We start from the raw sequence: 21,828 nt of genomic DNA on the forward strand, positions 1-21,828 counted from the left end.
ATATGTTAAGTTGATATTTTTCGCTGGCACGGCGCTTGCTATAGGACGAACTCCTGAATCTATTCCATAAAAAGGTGTTCACTATGTCAGCAATGTTTGATTTCGAATCACAGGTTTTCCCGGATGCGCAGTCTGCTTTTGAGTCCAACGTTGTACAGGGCGAGTTTCCGGTGGTTAACTGGGAGCGCGTAATGCGCGACAACGAACAGCGGTTGTACAATTTTATTCGTAAACGCGTGGCAAATTTTGCCGATATAGAAGACCTTGTGCAGAACACCTGGTATGAGGTGATTCGCAATAAGCACAAGTTTTGCGGCACGTCGCGCCCGGAAACCTGGATGTTCGGGATTGCGGTAAACCTGGTGAAAAATCACTATAAATCCGTCAAAGTGAGCTACCTGCACGATGAGTTAAACGATGATGTGCTCGGTACGCTGCTGCATTCGGAGCAGCCGGAAGGGGTGACTGAGGGTAAGGACATCCTGTCGAAAGTGTTGCAGCGCATTGCGCAACTCCCTGAAGATTATCAGCAATTATTACAGCTGATCGTTGATCACGATATCAGTTACCAGGAAGCGGCTGACCGGATGACTATTCCTATTGGCACCGTGCGTTCCCGTCTTTCCCGTCTCCGACAGTCTTTGAAACAGGATCTGGGGTGGGACAGCCTGAACTGAGCGAGCGGTGCTTCGTTACTCCCTGAACGAGAAGAATCACACTCTATGAAACAAGACGGCGGGCCGCACCCACGGCCCAATGATACTCAGGCATTGCTGAGCGCCGCTTTCAATAGCATGCGCGAGCTGGTTTTCATTGTTGACAGGGATTTCAATATTGTTTTTGCCAACCACAAGGCGCTCAGTCTTTGCCTGCCGGAAGGTGCCGGCCAGGCAAGGGCCGGGCATCTGGTAGGCGAAAATATTTTTACCCGGCTGCGAGGCTACGGCGACCTGCCGCTGCTGGCGGTGGTTGAGCAGCAGCTGGATCGGCCAGAACATTCGCCTTACGGCGATAAAATTAACGCTCGGTTTCAGGCGTCAACGCAGGCTATTCCGGTCGAGGTTTGCCCGAGCCGATTCGAGTTTCAGCGGCAGAACTGGGTGATGATGGTGGTGTGCGATACCCGCTATCGCAATGATATCCATCGTTTTTACTACGATCGTGAAAACGAACTTCGCGACATTCTGGACAATATGCCGGATGCGATTCTGCGCGTGGACAGTGAACAGCGGCTGCTCTATGCCAACGAAACGGCGCTGCAGTGCATGCCCAAGAGCGCGGCGGCCATCGGGCTGAAGATAAACTCGCTTATCGGGGATTCGACGCTGATGGAGCAAATCAGCTGGTCGCTGCAGCTGGTGCTGAGTAAGCATATTCAGCTGGAGGCCGTGCTGCACGGCGTGCGATCCGACCTGCGGGTGTCGAGAATCTACCAGGCGCGTTTTATTCCTGAATTTACCCAGCAGCAGACGCTGAAGTCCGTGCTGGTGATCGCTCGTCCCGCCTCCCGGCAATATTTTGCCGAACAGCAGGTGCGGCAGACTCACGAACAGCTGCGGCAGATGACCCAAAAGCTGCAAAGCAGCGTCGAAAACGAGCGCAAGCATATGGCGCGGGAAATCCATGATGAGCTGGGCCAGCACCTGACCTCGCTGCGGGTGGGGATTTCGCTGTTGGGCCAGAATCATCCTGCGCTGCAGCATGAAGTTGAACCTTTGACGCAACTGGTGGATGGCACCATCAAAGTGGTGCGCGATATCGCCACCCAACTGCGCCCGGCGGTGCTGAACATGGGGCTGAAACCCGCGCTTATCTGGCTGCGGGACCAGTTCAACAAGCACCGTTCCGGCGTGTGTACGCTGACGATTCAGCCGCTGCCGATGTCGCTGTGTGACGATGAGGTCACCGCGATTTTTCGCGTGGTGCAGGAGTCACTCACCAATGTGCAGCGGCATGCCAAAGCGCGGGAAGTGGAGGTGAAGGTGCTCACAAAGGGCAAAGTCGTGCTGATTTGTATCAATGATGACGGGCAGGGATTTGATCCCGGCCAGGTCTCCGACGGGGCCTTTGGGTTATTGAGTATGCGGGAACGCTGCATGATGAAAGGCTGGACGTTTAACATCCACAGCGCGCCGGGCAAAGGGAGCTGCGTGCATATCGAGATCCCTTATGCCCTGCCGGCGCCGGCTAAAGTTTATGATAGCGAATAGCAAACTTGATGATGTCGGCGTTGTTGTCGAACTGCATTTTTTCCATCATCCGGGTCTTGTGGGTGCTGACCGTTTTGTTGCTGATGCTTAGGGTTTCTGCGATGCCATTGATGTTTTCGCCGCTGCTCAGCAGGCGAAGGATCTGCTTCTCGCGCTGGGATAGTGTGGCGTAGCGGCGAAGCTGGTCGTTTTCCTGGGTTGAAAAGACGATGGCTTCCGCCAGGGAGGGATCAATGTAGCGCTGGCGGGAGGCGACGCGATGGATGGCGTGCAGCAGCGTTTGTGGGGCCTGATCTTTAGTAATGAAGCCGTGGGCGCCGCTGGCGAGGACCATTTGGGCGATTTGCGGCTCGTTGTGCATGCTCAGCACCAGCACCGGCAGCATCGGCCACAGGCGGGTGATTTGCTGCACCAGCTCCGGCCCGGAGTCGCCGGGCATGGAGAGATCCAGCAGCAGGACATCGACATCGATTTCCGTCAGCAGCGACAGCACCGTTTTGCCACAGCCTGCTTCCGCCACCACTTTGATTTTCTTATCCAGTGAAAAAATCTGTTTCAGTCCCTCGCGCATCAAAATGTGATCGTCCGCGAGGAGGAGTCTGATTGCCATACCGTCTGTCATCCATAATTTATAGTTATTAAATCTTTCTTTTTTATAAAAATAATTATCACGCACGAATTGCAAAGACGCGTGTTAAATGAACATAGCAGCCTCGCCGCGGCGAATCTAGCTTTGCCGGGGGGTGATAAGGTTGCAGCTTGTTACAAGTTCCCCCCGGAACCCGCTCCGTCTGTCTGCCACTTACGCCCCATGTTCCTGACTGAGACAGGTGAAATCATGATGATTGCCGAGCAGCTCTACCACAAACTCCAGCCGCTGTTTAAACAGCTGAATGTCCCCGATATTGTGTTCAACGCCCAGGGCTACTACTCGTTAACCCTCGACGGCGGCCAGCAGGTTTTCCTGGAGCTGACGGAAAACCTGACGCTGGCGATGATGGGCCTGCTGGCGCTGCCGGACAATCCCGGCGAGGCGCTGCTTCTCGAGCTGTTACAGGCCAACCTGAACATTGACCAGCAGCCAGCCATCACCGTTGCCGCCGATAAAGAGCGTGCACAGCTGGTGGTCTGGGCGGCGTTGCCGCTGGACGAGCTGCATTTCGACACGCTGCTGCCTTTGTTGGAGCGGTTGAGCTGGACGCTGTCGGTGATTGGCCGATGGTGCCAGCCTGCCGCACCGCATGAGCGCCAGGCTGCACCGGAGACAGAAAAAGATCGGCTTCAGCGCCGTCAGATTGAAGCGCTGATGCTGCGACGTTAACGTCCAACCAGGGGGAAAAGATGAGTACGATTTCTGCCAGCCACGTGGCGCCACATATCGCCATTGAATATCACCGCCCGGAAGATTATCTCGCTGCCGAAAGCGCTTTGCATAAGCTGCTCAGTCGGCCCAATGGCAGAAGCCTGGTGGGCGAACTGCGTAACCTCAGCACCCAGGGCCGGTACGTTAAGGTGAAGGTCACGGCGATGGCGAATACGGTTGCCCGCCCGGTGCTGACCGACTCTCAGGTTCGCCGGTTTCACCTCTCCGGCAGCGAGTACGATAAGGGGCACAATAAAAAAGCAACCCAATTGGCCCAAAAACAGCCACTCGGCAAAAAAGGCGAGGGGACCAGCGTAAGCGTCGACTGGAATCCGCGGCAGTCTGTGGCTATCGACGCCCACGGCCGCCCAAGCCTGCTGGACGATCCCTCGCTGGCTTTTGTGTCGCTTGCCCATGAGCTGGTTCACGGCTATCGCATGATGAAGGGGACATACACTGGCGGGACTTCCGACCGTTACGATACGGGCTCGCCGGCCGGGCAGGAGGAATCCCGCGCGGTGGGCATCGGCAAGTATGCGGGTGAAGCGCTGTCCGAAAACGGTATTCGCCATGAGCACGGCCTGCCGCTGCGCGGGCAGTACGCCGCAGGGTAAATTCTTCCGCAGCAGGAACCACCGCGCCGCTCTCCCCACATAGCCTGTTGACGCAACAACTAAAGTGGGGAGATATCATGCCGTTAAACAACGTTGATACCAGCCTGAGGGTCGATCCAGGCCTGATAAGCGGTAACTCAAACAGACGGGTCTCCATGCGCCTCGCGCTGGAGCCTAATAACCCTCAGCATTTCGATTGCACCGTGAACGTCTCGTCGCGGCGGGCGGACGCGCTCTATTACGCCAATAAGGCAATAGATGATACCTGGCGCATTCTGGACATGGGATCGGGTAACCAAAAGAACCACGTTCGCGCCACGATGGCCGAATCCTATAAGCGAACGCTTCTGTCGCAGAAGGGAACGGGTAACGGGGACTACACCGTGCGCGCCTGGGAGGCCTCTAAGTTTCGAGCGGGAAACTGCGGCGAAATGGCGGCGGTGAATGCGCTACTGCTGGCGAACTCCCGCGTCAAACAGCCGGTTTCCGTGGTGCATAACCGCGATGTCGACCACGCTTTTGTGATCATCGGCGATCCGCGGGAGAACGGGCGGTCTGTGGTGTCCGACCCCTGGCCGGAATTTGGCCGAGCCATGCGAATAGAAGACGCGAAATTCGGCGACAGTTACCACGTACTGCATACGTATCCTGTTGGCCACCGGGACGATGATGTCCGCGAGAAGCTGCTGCGTGGCGAGAAAGCGACGCAGGCGGAAGTGGATAAAGCGTTCCGCAAGGCGGCGCCAAAACTCGCGAAGCTAAGCCCTGAAAAGCTGCGGGACTCGGTGGTGGCGGGGCCTGGATACGTGCAGCGTCACGCCTCCAACAACCTGGGTATTCAGTACGATGGCAGCGACAGCCGGGGCGTTGTGCAGCATTTTGACCAGACGCTTTCCGTCGGGCAGATGCGTTCCCGAATGATCGGGCCTCAGGCTGCGGTAGATGCGCAGCAGCGTGGGACACCTGCGCCAACGTTCACCAGTAACGATCGGCCTCGTCAGCGCACGGAATCGTTCGCCGCGGAATCTTCTTCCCGTGGCCGCCGCCCGAGAACGGCATCCAATGCGGTTCCCCCCGCAGCCCCTCGTCGCCGGGCAAACTCCGTCGATATTCGCCCGGCCCCGATGCCTATTTATGCCCCACCGCCTCCCGCGCTAGGAGGGATGTACAGCACGGTTCCGCTGCCGGGTCATGCCCCCGCGTTCAACTACGGCCCGCCGCCAGCGGCTGCACCGGTTTACAGCTACGGCCCACCGCCAGCTGCCGCGCCGGTTTACAGCTATGGCCCACCGCCTGTGCACGCCCATGCGCCTATGCACGCGATGGCAAGCCGACCGGTTTACCGTGAGCCGCCGGTTATTCCGCCTGATGTCTACGGCACCGCACCAGCTCCGGCCCGAACCCGGCCTAGATCTAACTCAGTCACTGCCGCTTTCCGGCGAATCATAGGTAACTAACGATGCCTGCACCTTCAAAATTAGCGCAAGTTTTGCAGCCGTTGTTGACCGATGAGCTGGGGCAAAGAGTCGAGCTTGAGAACGCAGAAGGCTATTCCGTTGAGCTGGGCGAGGCCGTAACGCTGGAGATCAGCGAATCGCCGGTTGGACACCTGCTGCTGAGCTGCATGCTGCCCGTTCAGCCCACCCGGCTGAGTGACACCGACACGTTGACGGTGCTGCTGCAGGCTAATCTGCTGGGGATGGATTATCCCCCGGTGCTCACCGGGCTGCTTCCCGACCAGCAGCAGGTTGTGCAGTGGAGCAGTCTGCCGTTCCATCAGTTGGAGCCGGAAGTGCTCAAGCGGCTGTTTAACCGCTTTGCGCAGCAGGCCGAAAAGCTGGCCGCGTGGTTGGTTTAGCCGCGATCCTCACGTTTTAGCCGCCTCTGTGCGGTTAAAACGTTTTTCTGAGTGAACCTCCCGGAAGAGGCAAAAAACGACAGGGTCAGGGAGTAAACGTAAAACAGTAGTGGCTGTTTATACAGTATCTCGTCATAATTCGAGCCACAGACGCCGTTCTGTGACTTAAATTATCCAGAGAAAGAAGTGATGTTATGGCTTTGTCGTCGGCGCAAAAAGCGCAAATAGGTGCCTGGTATAAGGCGTTACAGCAGCAGATCCCGGATTTCATTCCGCGAGCGCCTCAGCGGCAGATGATCGCCGAGGTGGCGAAGACCCTTGCCGGTGAAGAAGGGCGGCATCTGGCTATTGAAGCGCCGACCGGCGTCGGCAAAACCCTCTCTTACCTGATCCCCGGCATTGCTATCGCCAGAGGGGATCAAAAAACGCTGGTGGTCAGCACCGCCAACGTGGCGCTGCAGGATCAAATTTACAGTAAAGATCTGCCGCTGCTGCGCAAAATCATTCCTGATCTGAAGTTTACCGCCGCCTTTGGCCGCGGGCGTTACGTGTGCCCGCGCAATCTGGCCGCGCTGGCGACCGATAACTTTACGCAGGGCGATCTGCTGGCGTTTCTGGACGATGAAATGTCGCCGACCAGCAAAGCCGAACAGCAGCGCTGCGCCAAACTTAAAGCCAGCCTCGACGGCTATAAATGGGACGGGCTGCGGGATCACACCGATGAGGCGATTGACGACGATCTCTGGCGGCGGCTAAGCACCGATAAAGCCAGTTGCCTGGGGCGAAACTGCCACTGGTATAAAGAGTGCCCGTTCTTTGTGGCCCGCCGGGAAATCGACGAGGCGGAAGTGGTTGTGGCCAACCACGCGCTGGTGATGGCGGCGCTGGAAAGCGATGCGGTGCTGCCGGAGGCGAAAAATCTGCTGCTGGTACTGGACGAAGGCCATCATCTGGCGGACGTTGCCCGCGACGCGCTGGAGATGAGCGCGGAGATAACGCCGGGCTACAGCCGCCTGCAGCTCGACCTGTTCAGCAAGCTGGTGGAAACCTGCATGGCGCAGTTCCGGCCCAAAAGCCCGCCGCCGCTGACCGTGCCTGAACGCCTGACCAATCACTGCGACGGAGTGTACGAACTGCTGCAGTCGTTTAACGCGATCGTTAGCCTTTGGCTGCCGGGGGAACGGGAAGGCGAACACCGCTTTGAAATGGGCGTCCTGCCCGAAGAGATCATGGTGATTTGCCAGCGCCTCGCGAAGCTGATGGAGGCGCTGCGCGGCCTGTCGGAAGCGTTGCTCAATGATTTGAGCGAAAAAACCGCCAGCCACGATATCGTGCGCCTGCACCGGGCGCTGCTGCAAATGAACCGGGCGCTAGGCTTCTTTGAAGCGCAGAGCAAGCTGTGGAAGCTGGCGGCGATGGAGCAGGCCTCCGGCGCGCCGGTGTCGAAGTGGGTGACGCGTGAAGTCCGCGAGGGGCAGCCGCATCTGTTCTTCCACTGCGTGGGGATCCGCGTCAGCGATCAGCTGGAAAAAATGCTGTGGCGCAAAGTGCCGCATGTGATTGTGACCTCCGCCACGCTGCGCTCGCTCAACCGCTTTGATCGCCTGCAGGAGATGAGCGGCCTGCGTGAGAAAGCGGGCGACCGGTTTATCCATCTGGACTCGCCGTTTAATCATATTGAGCAAGGGAAAATCGTTATCCCTAAAATGCGCTTTGAGCCGCTGATGGAGCACGAGGCGCAGCATATTGCCGAGATGGCGGCCTTCTTCCGGGCGCAGCTGGCACAGGGCGAGCATAAAGCGATGCTGGTGCTGTTCGCCAGCGGCCGCGCTATGCAGCAGTTTTTAACCCACGTCACCGATCTGCGGCTGATGCTGCTGGTGCAGGGCGATCAGCCCCGTTACCGGCTGGTGGAACTGCATCGCCAGCGCGTTCAGGCCGGGGAAACCAGCGTGTTGATTGGCCTGCAATCTTTTGCCGAAGGGCTGGATCTGAAAGGCGAGCTGCTGACTCAGGTGCACATTCATAAGATTGCCTTCCCGCCGGTAGACAGCCCGGTGGTGGTCACCGAAGGGGAGTGGCTGAAAAGCCTCAACCGGTATCCTTTTGAAGTGCAGAGTTTGCCCAGCGCCTCTTTTAATCTGATTCAACAAGTTGGGCGTTTAATTCGCAGCCACGCCTGCTATGGTGAGATAGTCATTTACGACCGCCGCCTGCTGAGTAAACGCTACGGCGAGCGTCTGCTGGCCGCGCTGCCGGTGTTCCCGATTGAACAGCCCGACGCGCCGGAAGCAAAAATGATAATAACGACGCCGAAACACACTGTACGGCGCAAACGTGTGAGCAAGAAATAGCAAGGAGAGTCTGAATGGACTATCGCAAAATCATTAAAGAAATTGGCCGTGGGAAAAACCACGCCAGAGATCTCGATTTTGATACCGCGCGCGGGCTGTATAGCCACATGCTGAAGGGCGAAGTGCCTGACCTTGAGCTGGGCGGGGTGCTGATTGCCCTGCGTATTAAGGGCGAAGGCGAAGCGGAGATGCTCGGTTTTTATGAGGCGATGAAGCAGCATGTCATTACGCTCACGCCGCCGCCCGGCAAGCCGATGCCGATTGTCATTCCTTCCTATAACGGCGCCCGCAAGCAGGCTAACCTCACGCCGCTGCTGGCGCTTTTGCTCAACAAACTGGGTTACCCGGTTGTGATCCACGGCGTGAGTGAAGATCCCACCCGAGTGCTGACGGAAACCATTTTTACGCTGTTGGGCATTGAGCCGACCCGCCACGCCGGGCAGGCGCAGGCGAAGCTTGAATCTCATCATCCCGTCTATCTGCCGATTGGCGCGCTTTGCCCGCCGATGGAAAACCAGCTGGCAATGCGCTGGCGCATGGGGGTGCGTAACAGCGCGCACACGCTGGCGAAGCTGGCCACGCCGTTTGAGGAGGAGGCCGCGCTGCGTTTGGCCAGCGTTTCTCACCCGGAATATGTGCCGAAGGTGGCGAAGTTTTTTGCTGATATCGGCGGGCGGGGGCTGTTAATGCACGGCACCGAAGGTGAAGTGTACGCCAACCCGCAGCGCTGCCCGCAAATAACGCTGATTGATGGAGAGGGCGCCCGCATCGTGAGCGAGCGGCAAGCCGAACACGAAGGCGTCGTGCTGCCATCAGGCAAAGATCCTGAAGTCACCGCCCGCTGGATTGAGCGCTGCGTGGCGGGCGTTGAGCCGGTGCCGCAGTCGCTGAAAATTCAGATGGCCTGTTGCCTGGTCGCTACCGGAGAGGCTGCGACGCTTGAGGCCGGTCTGGCGCGAGTGGCTGAAGTTTTCTGAAGGCCAAACAAAAAAAAGCCCGCGACAGGCATCGCGGGCAAACAAGGGTAACATCAGGGTTAAACAAGGGTAGTGCTATCAAGGCCGATGAGGGTACCAGCCATGATGAGGGTATAACTTGAGCGCGGGATTATTTGTAGATAACCGCGGTGCCGCTCATTTGGCCTTCGGTGTTGGCAGAGGTAATGGCGTAAGAGCTTGCGCCAGCGGCTTCTGCTTTAGCCGCCAGTTTTGCTTCCAGGCCATCCAGGGTTGTTGCGCCAGTGGCGGAAACAACGCCAATTTTATTCAGGTTCTGCGCCTGGGCTTCGTTTACGGATTGGGCAGCGAAAGCACCGAAAGACAGGGTAGAAAGAGCAATTGCAGCTACAGCATATTTGATGGTTTTCATGGCTAAATTCTCGCAGGTTGTTCTGTTAAGGTGACGTTGTTCCGTCGATGTGATTATGGTCACACTTTTCTGTGGAAGAATAAATCGAAGAGAATTGACGACCTTAATCAAAAAAATTGAATTAGTTATAACGTGTTGAAATAAATGATAATTACGGGGTTAATAGTTTCGCTGCGTGACGTTAACCCTGGAAACACTTAGTTTGCGCACATTTTGCTACTCTTTTTGCCAATGCTGGTCTTACCTGATGAGCAATCGCTTGCGCCTCTTTTTCAGCCTGATGTTGATGATTTGCGCAGTAAGCTGGCAAGGAAGCTTTTATACTGTTCTCTTTCCTTTTTAACCCGACGGATGAGGTTCGATGGAGATAAAGCTGCACTCCAACGCCACAACAACGCCGCGTACGCGAAAGTACATTCAGGAATCCGCGAAAACGGACGGCGAGCTGGCGGAGGAGCTGAACATTTCGGTCGATACCGTCCGGCGCTGGCGTAAACGCGACGACTGTTACGACAAATCTCACCGGCCGAATACCATTCATCGGGCGTTAAGTCACGAGCAGGAATCGATGCTGATCTTCCTGCGCGTGCGCCTGGCGCTTTCCCTCGATGAACTTCTCGAAGCTGCTCGCTTACTGATTCAGCAGGGGATTTCCCGCGCAAGCGTCAGCCGTATGCTGCAAAACTGGCAGCTGTCGCGCATGGCTAAGCCAGCGATCAGCCAGACGCCGGGCCATTTTACGCTGGATACCTTCTCGCTGCCGGAGACGATTAGCCATAAGCAAGGTGAACTGCTGGTGTTCAGCGAAAGAACTTCCGGCTATATGGCCGTTGCGCTGCGTGAGCGCGGCAGTGAAGAGGTGGCTGAGCCGCTGGTGGGCTTTTTGCGGGAAGGGTTGCCGCTCTCCGTGCTTTCTTTAACAGCAAAATCTTGCTCTTTTACGCACAAGCTTGCAGGGGCGCTAGGCGTGCCTTTACAGGCTGCGGCGCAGGAGGACTGGCTGGAAAAAGCCGGGCAGGGCAATTACCACCAGGCGCTGGAAGCGCTGCTGAACGGCGAACGCTTTGATAAGCGGCTGGGGCTGGGGGCGGTGCTGCTGGAGTTTGAGGATCTGCTCAATAAAAGGATTATCCGCAGCCGGCTGAAAAACCTGACGCCCGAGGCGTGGCTGAAGCTTAATAATCCCAGTCGTTAAAGCGCCCCATTGGGGCGCTTTAGGTTGCTGACAAAGAGGGAAAAAGCGTGGTTTTTCCCTCTTTGTGGTTATCAGCCGAAAATCAACAAATTGATTTTCCTGTTTTTTTAACGTGAGGCCTGATTTTTCTTCTCTGGTCAGAGGCTTGTCAGTCGTCGAAGCGCCCTATTGGGGCGCTTAATTCATGGCAACGCTATTTCCCTTCACACAGCGACAAGAAATACTGCGTCAGCAAATGTGCTGGGCGGCCGCTGGCTTGGGTGAATTTCCCACGCGATAGCGCGGTGCCGCTGACGTCCAGATGTGCCCACGGGCGCTGGTGGCAGAACTTACTCAGGAACTGGGCGGCGGACACCGCAATGGCGGCGTTGTTGGGCGGCGTGTTGGTGTAGTCGGCAATTACGCTTTTCACCTGACCGTCAAAGCTTTCGTCCAGCGGCAGCGGCCAGACGCGATCCTGTGTCAGGCTGCCTGCCTGCTGCAGGCGCTGGCTTAGGGCGTTATTGTTACTCATTAAGCCCGAAATATCGTAGCCCAGCGCCTTGACCACCGCGCCGGTCAGCGTGGCGACGTCGATCATTTCGGCGGGCTTAAAACGCGCTGCGGCGTAGCTGAGCGCGTCGGCGAGAACCAGCCGCCCTTCGGCGTCGGTATTAATGATTTCGACGCTGGCCCCCGCGTGCGAGCGCACGACGTCACCCGGCATCATCGCCGTGCTGCCGGGCATGTTTTCCGCCAGCGCCATAACGGCCACGACGTTAATGGGCAGCTTAAGACGCTTGACCGTTTCCATCATGCCAAACACCACTGCCGCGCCGCACATGTCATATTTCATGGTGCGCATGCCTTCGCCTTCTTTCAGCCACATTCCGCCGGTATCGAAGGTGATCCCTTTCCCGACGAGCGCGTAAACTGGCGCTTCTTCGCTGGCACCCTGCCAGCGCAGCGTCACCAGCCGGGGAGGGTTGACGCTGCCTTTTCCCGTGGCGTGCAGGCAGCCTAGTCCGAGGTCAAAAATGGCCTGCTCGTCCAGAATCTCGCACTGGGTTTGCGGGTGTTGGCGGGCCCAGATTTCCGCCTGCAGCGCCACATCCTGTGGCCGACAATTCAGCGCGGGTAAATCCGCCAGCTGGCGGGAGAGCAGCATGCCCTGCGCGATGGCTTCGGCCTGGGAAGCCAGACGGCGAGCCAGCGCATTATTGGGTTCGGTAATCAGCCACAGCTCGCCATTGCTTTGCAGTTCGTCTTCGCGATAGCCCAGCTGCGGCAGCTGATAGAAGCGGTTGAGGAGGGCAATCAGCAGCGTGCGCAGGCGAACAAATGTGGTTTCATCCGCCAGATTAAAGCCCGCCAGATCCAGCGCCACGGGCTGCAAAACAGGGGAGGGCAGCAGCGCTTCGGCGGCGGAAAGCAGCTGGCGAAGTACGGCTGGCTGAGTGATTTCTGCTGAAGGCAGCAGCGACAGCCGCTCACAGATGCCCCGTAAACCAAAGGTGGTGGTTTGCGGTTCATCGTGGGTTGACATTTCTTCCAGCAAGGATTGCAGGGCATTTGGCCAGCGGCTTAGGGAGGTGTCCCACAAGATAAGATGAGCGTTGTTAAAGGCGGCATCGGGCGAAACGAGTATACATTTCATTGAATTATCTCCGCAGTGATGCGTTGCTTATAGGCGTCCAGCCATTCACTGTCTGCCGGGCGGATGACCGTTCGGTTGCCGTCCCTGGCGGTAAGAAACACCTGGGCGGGCTGCGCTGGAGTGGCAACAGAAAAGGAGAAGTTGTCGATGGTTGTCGCCGCGCCGTATTCGCCCCGGTTGTTCATGCAGACGACGGACAGATCGCCCGCCCGGCCGTAGCGGGCAATCAGTCGGGCTTCAAGATCGTACACGGCGGACTCAGCCGCGCGCTGGGGCGACATACCGCGCGCCATGCGGCTGACGATTTCATAGCTGATACAGCCTTTCATCAGGTCTTCCCCGAGGCCGGTCGCCGTTGCGGCACCCACTTCGCTGTCGGCGTAGAAGCCGGAGCCGGAGACCGGGGAGTCGCCCACCCGGCCTGGGCGTTTCATAAACAGGCCGCTGGTGGATGTGGCAACCGACATTCTTTGCTGGCCGTCAAGGGCGATAACCCCCACGGTGTCGTGCCCGGTATACGGGCTTAAGCCGCGATCCAGTGTTTCTCGCTTGCGCTTCAGGTAATGGTTGTACGCGCGCTCGGTCAGCATGGTTTTGCTTTCAAAACCCCGATCTTTGGCCCACGCTTCGGCACCCTGGCCGACCATAAAACTGTTGAAGCGCTCCTCGCTCAGGGCTTTTGCCACCAGAATCGGATTGGCAATATTTTTTACCCCAGCCACGGCACCGAGCGCGAGGCTGGTACCGTCCATAAAGGCGGCGTCGAGTTCGACTTCGCCTTGTTCATTCGGCAGGCCGCCATAACCGACCGATTTATAGAAGGGATAATCTTCCACGCATTTAACCGCGTGCACGACGGCATCGCTCGCCGAACTGCCTTGCTGCAGCCGTTCAGCCGCTTCACCTATCCCTTCCCATGCCATACGCCAGGTGGCGATCGTTCCCCAGTTTGCTGCTAACGTCATGTTTAACTACTCCGTGGCGGGTTTACGTTCAGTCACTTGAGCCGGTGATTCATTGGCCCGATATTGCCGGTCGACCACTTTCAGGAACGGCAGATAAATCAGCGCTCCGATGCACAGGTTGATTATCTGGATAACCGCGCCGCTCAGGTGGCCGGTGACGATAAATCCGCTTAATACCGGCGGCAGCGTCCAGGGGATATACACCCCGGTGGTGGTGGCTACCATGCCAATGGACATCGCGATGTACTGCACGGTGACCAGCACCAGCGGCACAAGGTTGAACGGGATCAGCATGACGGGGTTCATAATGACCGGCAGGCCAAACAGCACCGGCTCGTTAATGTTGAAGATGGAGGAGCCGACGGCCAGGCGCGAAACGTTTTTGATATGCTGGCTGCGGGCAAACAGCAGCATAGCAATCACCAGAGACAATGTAGCGCCCGCGCCGCCCATCCAGATCATGTCGTAGAACTGTTCCGTCACTACGTGCGGGGGAGGCATCCCGGCCTGCGTGGCGGCCAGGTTATCCATTTGGTTTTCCATCCAGAACGGACGGAGGATGCCGTTGACCATCGAGCCGGAGTTGATCCCCACCGACCACAGGCTGGTGATGCTGAAACAGGTGAACAGTGCGCCAATGTAAGAGGTGCCGAAATGGCGAATCGGCGTCGCCAGCACTTCATACACGAACTGGTGAATGGTGTGGTAGTCGGTTTTGGCAAACAGCACGCGAACCGCCAGGGCGACAATCAGAATCAGCAGCGAAGGGATGAGGGCGGCAAAGGATTTTTGCACCGCCGGTGGGACGCCATCCGGCATTTTGATCACCCAGTTCTGGCGCAGCATCCAGGCAAAAAGCTCCGTGCTCGCCAGCGCACCTAGCATCGCCACAAACAGCCCCTTCGATCCCAGCCATTCCATCGGGATCAGGTTGCCGACGTCCGGGTGCTTCGCAAAAGGCGTGAGGATCAGAAAGCAGGATAGGGACAAAATGCCCGATGACATTCTGTCGATGTCGTAGCGTTCCGCCAGCCGGTAGGCCACCAGAAAACTGATAAACACCGCCATTGTAGAGAAGATGGCGTTAAAAGGGATCTCAACGGTGGTGGACCACCCCTCACCAAAAACAGAAGCCATAAACTGCTGGTAATGGGTACTTGGGAAGGACGAGATCACCAGCAGAATAGAACCAACGATAATAAACGGCATGAACGAGATATAGGCGTCGCGAATGGCACCGAGGTGGCGCTGCTGCGCCATTTTGGCAGCCAGCGGCATCAGCCGGGCTTCTAATGCGGCCATCAGGTTTTTCATTTTACCGCTCCGTAAGTAATCACAAGAGACAATTCTTGCGTGCTTCTACCTTAGTGGTTGTTTGGGGCTAATAAAGTGAGTTAATTCACAGATGAGCCATATAAGTATCATATGATTGCTTAAATGGTTTGAGGGTGAAGGTGCCATAAAAATGCCCCGCAAAGCAGGGCATTATGTTGGCTGGAACGTGGGCTATTTGTAGATAGTGGCGGTGCCGTACAGGCGGTTATCGCCGCCGGCGGAGTTAATTACATAGCCGGTTGCACCCTGTTCCTTCGCTTTTTCAGCCAGCTTAGCCTGGAGATCGTCAAGGTTAGACGCTTTGGCGGTGACGGTACCAAAAGGTTGCATCTGTCCGACGTTTGCGTTACTCATTTCCTGGGCTGCCATGGAGGCAAAAGGCAGTGCAGCAAGAGAGATAACCGCAGAGAAATACAGCAGTTTTTTCATCTTTACATCCTCTTGAGCGTTGAGAGCAAAACACCTTTTTGTTGTCTGACAATTACAGTCTAGTTCCCCTTTGGGCAGGCGATGGCGCAAAAAATTGATGGACTTGTGCGTGTTTTTTGAACGATAAAACTTGACCAAATGCTGACAAAAAAGCCACAACCAGGTGGCTGATTTTATTTGTTTTTTTTCGGTTTAGCGTGCGTCGGGGCGAACCAGGTCAAAACGCTGTGATTCATCAACCGTGTAATAGGCGGTTGGCCCTCCGGCCCGCAGCACGGGTTGCGCCAGCGCGGTCTGGTAGATGCCGTCGATAAGCAGGTGCTCGTCGATGTGTACGGCAACCACTTCCCCCAGCACCAGCCAGCTGTTCAGCTCGTCGCCGTCGGCAGAGGTCAGGCGAATGCACTGCGACAGGCGGCATTCAAAGTTGACCGGGCTTTCAGCCACCAGGCTGGCGCTGACCTTAGTGCCTGCAATTGGAGTCAGGCCTGCACGCTGGAACTCATCTTCTCCTCTGGGGAGCGTGACGGAGGTTTCATTCATCTGTTCTGCCAGCGGGCGCGTGGCCAGGTTCCAGACGAATTCTTTGGTGTCGAGGATGTTCTGGACGCTGTCTTTCCAGCCGGTGCTGGAAAAACCAATGATCGGTGGACGATAGTTAAAGCAGTTAAAGAAGCTGTAGGGCGCGAGGTTGCGCTGGCCCTGCAGGTTGCAGGACGAAATCCAGCCTATTGGGCGCGGCCCGACAATGGCGTTCAGTGGATCGTGTGGTAAACCGTGGCCTTCCGAGGGCTCGTAGTAATAACGTTTTTTACTCATTACGCACCTGAATTCATGTTGGAAAGGTCAAATCGTCAGCGATGTATTTACCCGACGCGGAGAGCAGAGTATCTTACGCGGCCACACAAGGAGAAGCCCCCAATGAAAACCCCTGCCGACACCAAACCTGGTTTGCATCCGCGCAACCGTCACCGTAGCCGCTATGACTTTGCCGCATTAACCGCGAGCAGCCCGGCGCTGGCCGAGTTTTTACGCCCGGGGCCGCACGGCGACACAACCGTTGATTTCGCAAACCCGCTGGCGGTGAAAGCGCTGAACCAGGCGCTGTTGGCGCATTTTTATCAGGTTAAGCAGTGGGATATCCCCGAAGGGTACCTTTGCCCGCCGGTGCCAGGCCGGGCGGACTATATTCACCATCTGGCCGATCTGCTGGCGGAAGGCAACGGCGGCGTGGTACCTGCTCAGGCCTCCGTCCTGGATATCGGCGTTGGCGCGAACTGCATTTATCCGCTCATCGGGCAGCACGAATACGGCTGGCGCTTTACTGGCTCTGAGCTGGACGGCGATGCGTTTCGCAGCGCGCAGCAAATTGTAGACGGCAATCCTGGGCTTAGCCGTATGATTCGTCTCCGTCGCCAGAAAAATGCTGGCTGCATTCTGGACGGCATCATCCACAAAAATGAAACCTATGATGCCACGCTATGTAATCCGCCATTCCACGATTCAGTCGAGGCGGCCCGCAGCGGCAGCGAGCGTAAGCGTCGCAATCTTGGCCAGGACGCCGGGGCTGCGCTGAATTTTGGTGGCCGCGAGCAGGAGCTGTGGTGCGAGGGGGGCGAAGTGGCCTTCGTCAGCCAGATGATCAAAGAAAGTAAAGCGTTTGGCCGCCAGGTGCTGTGGTTTACGTCGCTGGTTTCAAAGGGTGAAAACCTGCCTGCGCTGTACCGCGTGATGCAGGAAAACGGCGTAGTGAAAGTGGTGAAAAAAGAGATGGCACAGGGGCAAAAACAGAGCCGTTTCATCGCCTGGAGCTTTATGGATGATGCCCAGCGTGCACGCTGGGCGAAAACCCGCGGGAAATAATTAGTTGGCTGTGCTGGTGGGCGGCAGCGCGCCGGCCGCCGCCTCTGTCGCCTGTGCTGCATCGACACCCGGCTGCATGACCTGCACGGTTTGCACCGGGGGCCTGATGCCCGCTTCATCAAAGTGTTTTTTGACCATTCCGTCGAGCGCGTAGCGCACCGTCCACTGTTTTAGCGGCAGGGTGGTAAAGGTCACGCGTACTGTGAAGGCCTGGTTCGTCAGCCCCACAATGCCTGAGAACAACGGCTCGCCAATGACCAGCAGGCGAATATCTTCCTGGCCCATCAGCGCGTCCACGGCTTCTTTCAGTACCCGGTTGGCGTTGTCCACGTCCTCCTGCCTGTCGACGTCGTAGTTCGCGACGAAAGAGCCAATCCCGCGGACAAAGTTGGCAAAGGTCGTTATCGATGACCACGGAATAATATGGTAAGCCCCCGTATCCTGGCGTAGGCCCACCGAACGAATCGACATTTTCTCGACTGTGCCTGTAATCGCGCCGATGGTGACGTAGTCGCCGGTATTCATCCCATTTTCAAACTGAATGAATATCCCGGTAATAATATCCTTCACCAGGGTTTGCGAACCAAAGCTTATCGCTAGCCCCAGCGCCCCCGCCCCCGCCAGCAGAGGTGCGATGTTCACGCCGATTTCAGAAAGCAAGATCATGATGGTGATGGTGCTGATCACCACGGCCAGCGCGTTACGGAACAGCGTTAGCAGCGTGCGGGCTCGCGCGCTTGGCATCGGGCGGCCGTGGATATCCGACGCAAGGCGGTTTTCGATCAGGCTTGCCAGCAGCGTCCAACCTACCGCCGAGAAGAAAAGGATCAGTACAATGCGGATCAGTATATCGACGGTTTTTTCTCCGGCACCCTCAGTGAGCCATTGCCAGACATCGAAAAGCCCCCAGGCGTCCAGCAGCAGCATGACTGCGACGCAAACGGTAAGAATACGTGCCAGCTTCAGCGAGACGGAGATCCAGCCATTAAGACGCTTTTGCAGCTCGGGGTAATTGCGCTGCACCTGTGGAGAAAGGGTGATGGTTTTTGCTATCCAGCGCGAAAGCATGCCGGAGATAAACGCCGCCACGCCGATGATGGTCAGGCTGTGCAGTGAGGCGCCCATCATAAATTTCAGGCTGTTGCCCGGATCGAAAAGCGAAAGGAAAAACAGCACCACAAAATAGAGACAAGCGAGCCAGTGCCAGATGAGCGCAAAAGCACGAATAAACAGGCTAAAGAAGCTCATTGAGCGATCTGCCAGGTGAATCAGGCTTTGCTGGATGGCGCGTTTGTTGTGAAAAATGAGATATAGCGCCCAGACGGTAATCAGTAGCATGACCACCACGTTAACCATGGCGCTGATCTGGGCGTTGACCTGATTGGCGAGAATCGGCACCACCACCAATAACCCATAGCCGATGATGGTACTTAGCCAGGAAAGGCGAATACTCCAGTAGCGGGCGCCCTGGTCGCCGATGGGGAAGGGGCGTAGCGCCGGGAAACGCGGGCTGAAAATGAGGCGCAGAACAGCCTTGAAGAACTCGATAAGCCCAAAGGCATTAAGAAATAGCCCCTGCTGGCGCGCGATAGTGGCGTTGCCTGCGTTCATTTTGTCACTCAGGAGCTGCCCGACGAATAGCGTTAACGCCAGCAGCAGGATGTCCACCGCAAAGGCGCCGAGGATGGTCACCGGCAGGTGAAGCCAGTTGGTATGATCGCGGTTTTTTCTTCGTCCCCAGTCGCCCATTTTGGCCCACAGCGGCCTGACGCCGGCGCGAAGCAAGAAATAGAACACAAAAACGGCGCTGGCGAGCATCGCGAAGTGGCTCAGCGCATTGAAGAAAGTCTGCTGGTTAAAGGCTTTCCTCGGTGCGCTGGCGATATTTTGCTGGAGCAGCTCAAAACGCTGCGTAAGTTCTCCCCCATAGCGGCGGCTGACGTCGGTGACGTTTTCGAGCACGGTTTTGTCTTCAGTGAGCGTATCCGGTGGGGCAATAACCGGCATGGTGTGTGAGGTGCCATCAGCGGCGACTTTGCGAAGCTGCTCGATGAGTTCACTCCGGGACTTTGGGTTGTCGAGCACGTCGGCGAGCGCCGAGTACGCTTTTTTCTTTTCTTCTGCGCTGGGTTCTGTTTGTGCGGCGCTGCCCTGGGATGTCGAGGCGGCAACGGCGGCAGCGGGTAAGGTGACTGCATGGCCGGGCAGGCTCATCAGGTTAAACAGTAATATCAGGATCCATCGCACAGCGCTCCTCCGGACTGAGAAAATCTGACAAAGGAGTAAGTATAGTGGCTGAGATTTTGGCGAGGAGAAAAGCGGGATGATTCCAGAAAAATCAGGGCGGCTGGAATTTGCCGCCCTGAATCAGGCGTTATGCGACGTGCTGCAGGAACTCGCGCAGGCGCGGGCTCGGCGGGTTGTCGATAAGTTCTTGTGGGTTGCCGTCTTCCGCCACGCGACCTTTGTCGATAAAGATCAGGCGAGAAGCCACTTTCGCGGCAAAGCCGACTTCGTGGGTCACGATCACCATGGTCATGCCTTCTTCGGCCAGGTCCTGCATCACTTTCAGCACTTCATGACGCAGTTCCGGGTCGAGGGCCGACGTTGGTTCATCAAACAGCATCATCTTCGGCTTCACGGCAAGGGCACGGGCAATAGCCACACGCTGCTGCTGGCCGCCAGAAAGCTCTGACGGATAGTGATGCGCGCGTTCCGCCAGGCCAACCTTCGCCAGCAGCTCTTTCGCCAGCTTCTCAGCGGCGTCTTTTTTCATGCCGCGGACGCGAATCGGGCCGAAAGCGACGTTTTCCAGCGCCGTCAGGTGCGGGAACAGGTAGAACTGCTGGAACACCATGCCAGCTTCCTGACGGATCAGGCGATCGTCTACCTTCGGATCGTTCACTTTCAGGCCGTCAACAATCAGGTCGCCGCTGGTGATTTCTTCCAGCTTGTTGATGCAGCGCAGCAGGGTTGATTTGCCGGAGCCGCTTGGCCCGATAATCACCACCACTTCACCCTGTTTGATGTTCAGGTCAATGTTGTGCAGCACCTGGGTTTGGCCAAAGTGCTTAGAGACATTTTTAAATTCAATCACAGGATTTTCATCCTTCTTTCAAGGCGACGCAGCACGAAGCTCAGCACCAGGGTAATAATCAGATAGAAGACCGCAACGGCGCTCCAAATCTCCAGCGCGCGGAAGTTACCGGCGATAATTTCCTGACCCTGACGAGTCAGCTCTGCTACACCGATAACGATGAACAGCGAGGTGTCTTTGATACTGATGATCCACTGGTTACCCAGCGGCGGCAGCATACGGCGCAGCGCCAGCGGCATAATTACGTGACGGATGGTTTCACGTTTTGACAGCCCAAGCGCAAGGCCCGCTTCCTGGAAGCCTTTATGAATAGAGAGCACCGCACCGCGGGTGATTTCTGCGATGTAGGCCCCGGAGTTGATCATGATGGTGACCACCGCCGCGCTGAACGGATCGATACGCAGATCGGTAAAGGCCATAGGCAGGGCGAAGTAGATGAACATCACCTGCACCACAATTGGCGTGCCGCGAATCACTTCGATGAAAACAAGCGCTACGTGGTTGGCAATCCAGCCGCCGTAGGTACGAGCAAAGCCCGCCACTAAACCAATTACTAAACCGCCGCAAAGACCCAGGATAGAAATCCATAGGGTCATCTTAGCGCCTTCAAACAAGATGGGAATTGCAGGCCAAATGGCGCTCCAGTCAAACTGCATGATGTGTTCCTGTTGTCTACCGTGATTCACCTCTTTGGGCTTCAGGCCGGGGCCTGGCAGCGTGAGAGGCGTTTAATAATAAGAGGGGCGAAAGGCGCCCCTCAGGTCTGACAAATACTTAGAATTATTATTTAGGTTCGGTACCGAACCATTTTTTGTAGATTTCGTTGTACGTGCCGTTCTCTTTCAGGGTTTTCAGCGCGCCGTTGATTTTGGTGCGCAGTTCGTCGCTGCCTTTAGGCAGGGCGATACCGTACTGCTGAGCTTCCAGAGACTCACCTACCGCTTTGAACTGACCGTTGCCGGCGGTTTTGATGAAGTACAGGATGTTTGGCGTGTCGTGCAGAACCGCGTCAGCGCGGTTGGTGCCCAGTTCCATGTAGGCGTTATCGATGTTCGGGAACTGACGCAGGTCTTTGGTTTTGATGTTAGCTTTTGCGTAATCAACGGAGCCGGTGCCGCCTTTAACAGCAACCACTTTACCGTCCAGATCTTTCACGCTTTTGATGTCGTTGTTATTGGCTTTGACCATCACCAGCAGGCCGCTTTTGTAGTAGCCGTCGGAGAAGTCGATCGCTTTTTCGCGCTCAGGAGTGATGGTGATCCCGGCCAGTGCCAGGTCAACGTTTTTGGTTTGCAGGGCAGGAATGATGCCGCTGAAGTCCATTGGCTTCAGGGTATAGTCCAGCTTCAATTCTTTGGCGATAGCCGCCCACAGATCCACGTCAAAGCCGACATACTGATCGCCTTGTTTAAATTCAAAAGGAACGAACGCGGTGTCGGTCGCAACGACCAGTTTTTTATCAGCGGCATGGGAAGATACAGCGAAAGCCAGGGTAAGTGCAGCCAGTGAAACTTTCAAAATCGACTTCATAGCATTTCCTT

General features: G+C 56.7%; 21 protein-coding genes. 10 read left to right on the forward strand and 11 right to left on the reverse strand.

The annotated features are described in order from the left end of the window. Nucleotides 1–83: 83 nt before the first annotated feature. A complete protein-coding gene (locus ACR6JA_RS21305) occupies nt 84–677 on the forward strand; it encodes an RNA polymerase sigma factor (protein ID WP_039291392.1) in 594 nt (197 codons plus the stop codon). A 45-nt stretch (nt 678–722) separates the two neighbouring features. After that, on the forward strand, nt 723–2,210 hold the full coding sequence (locus ACR6JA_RS21310; RefSeq protein WP_213716009.1) for a histidine kinase: 1,488 nt from the start codon (nt 723–725) through the stop codon (nt 2,208–2,210). Here the strand turns inward: ACR6JA_RS21310 and ACR6JA_RS21315 are convergent. After that, nucleotides 2,188–2,820: a response regulator gene (locus tag ACR6JA_RS21315; RefSeq protein ID WP_008461003.1), complete on the reverse strand. Its 633-nt coding sequence runs from the start codon at nt 2,818–2,820 to the stop codon at nt 2,188–2,190. The genes ACR6JA_RS21310 and ACR6JA_RS21315 overlap by 23 nt on opposite strands. Nucleotides 2,821–3,048: 228 nt before the next feature. Here ACR6JA_RS21315 and ACR6JA_RS21320 point away from each other — a divergent pair, with 228 nt between their 5' ends. The 6 genes from ACR6JA_RS21320 (at nt 3,049) to ybiB (ending at nt 9,376) form a co-directional block, all read left to right on the forward strand. Then, on the forward strand, nt 3,049–3,531 hold the full coding sequence (locus ACR6JA_RS21320) for a CesT family type III secretion system chaperone (RefSeq protein ID WP_494494381.1): 483 nt from the start codon (nt 3,049–3,051) through the stop codon (nt 3,529–3,531). Between the two features lie 20 nt (nt 3,532–3,551). Continuing rightward, nucleotides 3,552–4,187: a XopG/HopH/AvrPtoH family type III secretion system effector gene (xopG, locus tag ACR6JA_RS21325; protein WP_213716007.1), complete on the forward strand. Its 636-nt coding sequence runs from the start codon at nt 3,552–3,554 to the stop codon at nt 4,185–4,187. A gap of 77 nt (nt 4,188–4,264) precedes the next feature. Further along, nucleotides 4,265–5,644 (forward strand): hypothetical protein, encoded by a 1,380-nt coding sequence (locus ACR6JA_RS21330; RefSeq protein WP_494494382.1) that lies wholly within the window; start codon nt 4,265–4,267, stop codon nt 5,642–5,644. Nucleotides 5,645–5,646: 2 nt separating this feature from the next. Next, nucleotides 5,647–6,045, forward strand: a complete 399-nt coding sequence (locus ACR6JA_RS21335) for a CesT family type III secretion system chaperone (RefSeq protein WP_213716005.1) — start codon at nt 5,647–5,649, stop codon at nt 6,043–6,045. A gap of 194 nt (nt 6,046–6,239) precedes the next feature. Continuing rightward, entirely contained in the window at nt 6,240–8,399 is a 2,160-nt protein-coding gene (dinG, locus tag ACR6JA_RS21340; RefSeq protein ID WP_494494383.1) for an ATP-dependent DNA helicase DinG, read from the forward strand. 14 nt (nt 8,400–8,413) lie between these two features. Continuing rightward, nucleotides 8,414–9,376, forward strand: a complete 963-nt coding sequence (gene ybiB / locus ACR6JA_RS21345) for a DNA-binding protein YbiB (RefSeq protein WP_494494384.1) — start codon at nt 8,414–8,416, stop codon at nt 9,374–9,376. Nucleotides 9,377–9,506: 130 nt separating this feature from the next. Here the strand turns inward: ybiB and ybiJ are convergent, their stop codons facing one another. Continuing rightward, nucleotides 9,507–9,767, reverse strand: a complete 261-nt coding sequence (gene ybiJ / locus ACR6JA_RS21350) for a DUF1471 family protein YbiJ (protein WP_008461011.1) — start codon at nt 9,765–9,767, stop codon at nt 9,507–9,509. Nucleotides 9,768–10,128: 361 nt separating this feature from the next. On the opposite strand from ybiJ, the gene ACR6JA_RS21355 reads away from it, so the two are divergent. Then, nucleotides 10,129–10,962 carry a transposase family protein gene (locus ACR6JA_RS21355; RefSeq protein WP_494494385.1) on the forward strand — a complete coding sequence of 278 codons (834 nt, stop codon included), beginning with the start codon at nt 10,129–10,131 and terminating at the stop codon, nt 10,960–10,962. A gap of 193 nt (nt 10,963–11,155) precedes the next feature. Here ACR6JA_RS21355 and ACR6JA_RS21360 read toward each other — a convergent pair whose 3' ends face one another. From ACR6JA_RS21360 to ACR6JA_RS21380, 5 genes are all read right to left on the reverse strand, one after another. Beyond that, nucleotides 11,156–12,598: a leucyl aminopeptidase gene (locus ACR6JA_RS21360; RefSeq protein WP_494494386.1), complete on the reverse strand. Its 1,443-nt coding sequence runs from the start codon at nt 12,596–12,598 to the stop codon at nt 11,156–11,158. Next, complete coding sequence (locus ACR6JA_RS21365; protein ID WP_494494387.1) at nt 12,595–13,563, reverse strand: glycosylasparaginase; 969 nt, start codon at nt 13,561–13,563, stop codon at nt 12,595–12,597. The genes ACR6JA_RS21360 and ACR6JA_RS21365 overlap by 4 nt, the downstream gene beginning before the upstream one ends. Before the next feature lie 6 nt (nt 13,564–13,569). Next, a complete protein-coding gene (gene celB / locus ACR6JA_RS21370; RefSeq protein ID WP_213715999.1) occupies nt 13,570–14,877 on the reverse strand; it encodes a PTS cellobiose transporter subunit IIC in 1,308 nt (435 codons plus the stop codon). A gap of 192 nt (nt 14,878–15,069) precedes the next feature. After that, on the reverse strand, nt 15,070–15,327 hold the full coding sequence (gene mcbA / locus ACR6JA_RS21375) for a DUF1471 family periplasmic protein McbA (RefSeq protein ID WP_008461021.1): 258 nt from the start codon (nt 15,325–15,327) through the stop codon (nt 15,070–15,072). Between the two features lie 192 nt (nt 15,328–15,519). Further along, nucleotides 15,520–16,146, reverse strand: coding sequence for a flavin reductase family protein (locus tag ACR6JA_RS21380; protein WP_166995436.1), 627 nt, complete (start codon nt 16,144–16,146; stop codon nt 15,520–15,522). A gap of 102 nt (nt 16,147–16,248) precedes the next feature. On the opposite strand from ACR6JA_RS21380, the gene rlmF reads away from it, so the two are divergent. After that, entirely contained in the window at nt 16,249–17,190 is a 942-nt protein-coding gene (gene rlmF, locus ACR6JA_RS21385) for a 23S rRNA (adenine(1618)-N(6))-methyltransferase RlmF (protein ID WP_166875550.1), read from the forward strand. Here the strand turns inward: rlmF and ybiO are convergent, their stop codons facing one another. The 4 genes from ybiO to glnH all read right to left on the reverse strand — a co-directional run bounded on the left by ybiO (nt 17,191) and on the right by glnH (nt 21,817). Next, on the reverse strand, nt 17,191–19,437 hold the full coding sequence (gene ybiO / locus ACR6JA_RS21390) for a mechanosensitive channel protein (RefSeq protein ID WP_494494388.1): 2,247 nt from the start codon (nt 19,435–19,437) through the stop codon (nt 17,191–17,193). Nucleotides 19,438–19,564: 127 nt separating this feature from the next. Then, a complete protein-coding gene (glnQ, locus tag ACR6JA_RS21395; RefSeq protein ID WP_008461025.1) occupies nt 19,565–20,287 on the reverse strand; it encodes a glutamine ABC transporter ATP-binding protein GlnQ in 723 nt (240 codons plus the stop codon). Then, the gene (gene glnP / locus ACR6JA_RS21400) at nt 20,284–20,943 is read right to left on the reverse strand and encodes a glutamine ABC transporter permease GlnP (protein ID WP_008461026.1); all 660 of its coding nucleotides are present in this window, start codon (nt 20,941–20,943) and stop codon (nt 20,284–20,286) included. The genes glnQ and glnP overlap by 4 nt, the downstream gene beginning before the upstream one ends. A gap of 127 nt (nt 20,944–21,070) precedes the next feature. Continuing rightward, nucleotides 21,071–21,817 carry a glutamine ABC transporter substrate-binding protein GlnH gene (glnH, locus tag ACR6JA_RS21405; RefSeq protein ID WP_008461028.1) on the reverse strand — a complete coding sequence of 249 codons (747 nt, stop codon included), beginning with the start codon at nt 21,815–21,817 and terminating at the stop codon, nt 21,071–21,073. Nucleotides 21,818–21,828: the final 11 nt, after the last annotated feature.

The sequence above is a fragment of the Cedecea sp. B1(4) genome, assembly GCF_059414925.1.

What these genes read in the sequence shown, in the direction of transcription:
- ybiB (WP_494494384.1), top strand. Translation starts at nt 8,414, where the DNA reads ATGGACTATCGCAAAATCATTAAAGAAATTGGCCGTGGGAAAAACCAC.
- ACR6JA_RS21365 (WP_494494387.1), bottom strand. Translation starts at nt 13,563, where the DNA reads ATGACGTTAGCAGCAAACTGGGGAACGATCGCCACCTGGCGTATGGCA.
- glnH (WP_008461028.1), bottom strand. Translation starts at nt 21,817, where the DNA reads ATGAAGTCGATTTTGAAAGTTTCACTGGCTGCACTTACCCTGGCTTTC.
- dinG (WP_494494383.1), top strand. Translation starts at nt 6,240, where the DNA reads ATGGCTTTGTCGTCGGCGCAAAAAGCGCAAATAGGTGCCTGGTATAAG.
- ybiJ (WP_008461011.1), bottom strand. Translation starts at nt 9,767, where the DNA reads ATGAAAACCATCAAATATGCTGTAGCTGCAATTGCTCTTTCTACCCTG.
- ACR6JA_RS21310 (WP_213716009.1), top strand. Translation starts at nt 723, where the DNA reads ATGAAACAAGACGGCGGGCCGCACCCACGGCCCAATGATACTCAGGCA.
- xopG (WP_213716007.1), top strand. Translation starts at nt 3,552, where the DNA reads ATGAGTACGATTTCTGCCAGCCACGTGGCGCCACATATCGCCATTGAA.
- glnP (WP_008461026.1), bottom strand. Translation starts at nt 20,943, where the DNA reads ATGCAGTTTGACTGGAGCGCCATTTGGCCTGCAATTCCCATCTTGTTT.
- celB (WP_213715999.1), bottom strand. Translation starts at nt 14,877, where the DNA reads ATGAAAAACCTGATGGCCGCATTAGAAGCCCGGCTGATGCCGCTGGCT.
- mcbA (WP_008461021.1), bottom strand. Translation starts at nt 15,327, where the DNA reads ATGAAAAAACTGCTGTATTTCTCTGCGGTTATCTCTCTTGCTGCACTG.
- ACR6JA_RS21380 (WP_166995436.1), bottom strand. Translation starts at nt 16,146, where the DNA reads ATGAGTAAAAAACGTTATTACTACGAGCCCTCGGAAGGCCACGGTTTA.
- ACR6JA_RS21330 (WP_494494382.1), top strand. Translation starts at nt 4,265, where the DNA reads ATGCCGTTAAACAACGTTGATACCAGCCTGAGGGTCGATCCAGGCCTG.
- rlmF (WP_166875550.1), top strand. Translation starts at nt 16,249, where the DNA reads ATGAAAACCCCTGCCGACACCAAACCTGGTTTGCATCCGCGCAACCGT.
- ACR6JA_RS21315 (WP_008461003.1), bottom strand. Translation starts at nt 2,820, where the DNA reads ATGGCAATCAGACTCCTCCTCGCGGACGATCACATTTTGATGCGCGAG.
- ACR6JA_RS21320 (WP_494494381.1), top strand. Translation starts at nt 3,049, where the DNA reads ATGATGATTGCCGAGCAGCTCTACCACAAACTCCAGCCGCTGTTTAAA.
- ACR6JA_RS21305 (WP_039291392.1), top strand. Translation starts at nt 84, where the DNA reads ATGTCAGCAATGTTTGATTTCGAATCACAGGTTTTCCCGGATGCGCAG.
- ACR6JA_RS21360 (WP_494494386.1), bottom strand. Translation starts at nt 12,598, where the DNA reads ATGAAATGTATACTCGTTTCGCCCGATGCCGCCTTTAACAACGCTCAT.
- ACR6JA_RS21355 (WP_494494385.1), top strand. Translation starts at nt 10,129, where the DNA reads ATGGAGATAAAGCTGCACTCCAACGCCACAACAACGCCGCGTACGCGA.
- ACR6JA_RS21335 (WP_213716005.1), top strand. Translation starts at nt 5,647, where the DNA reads ATGCCTGCACCTTCAAAATTAGCGCAAGTTTTGCAGCCGTTGTTGACC.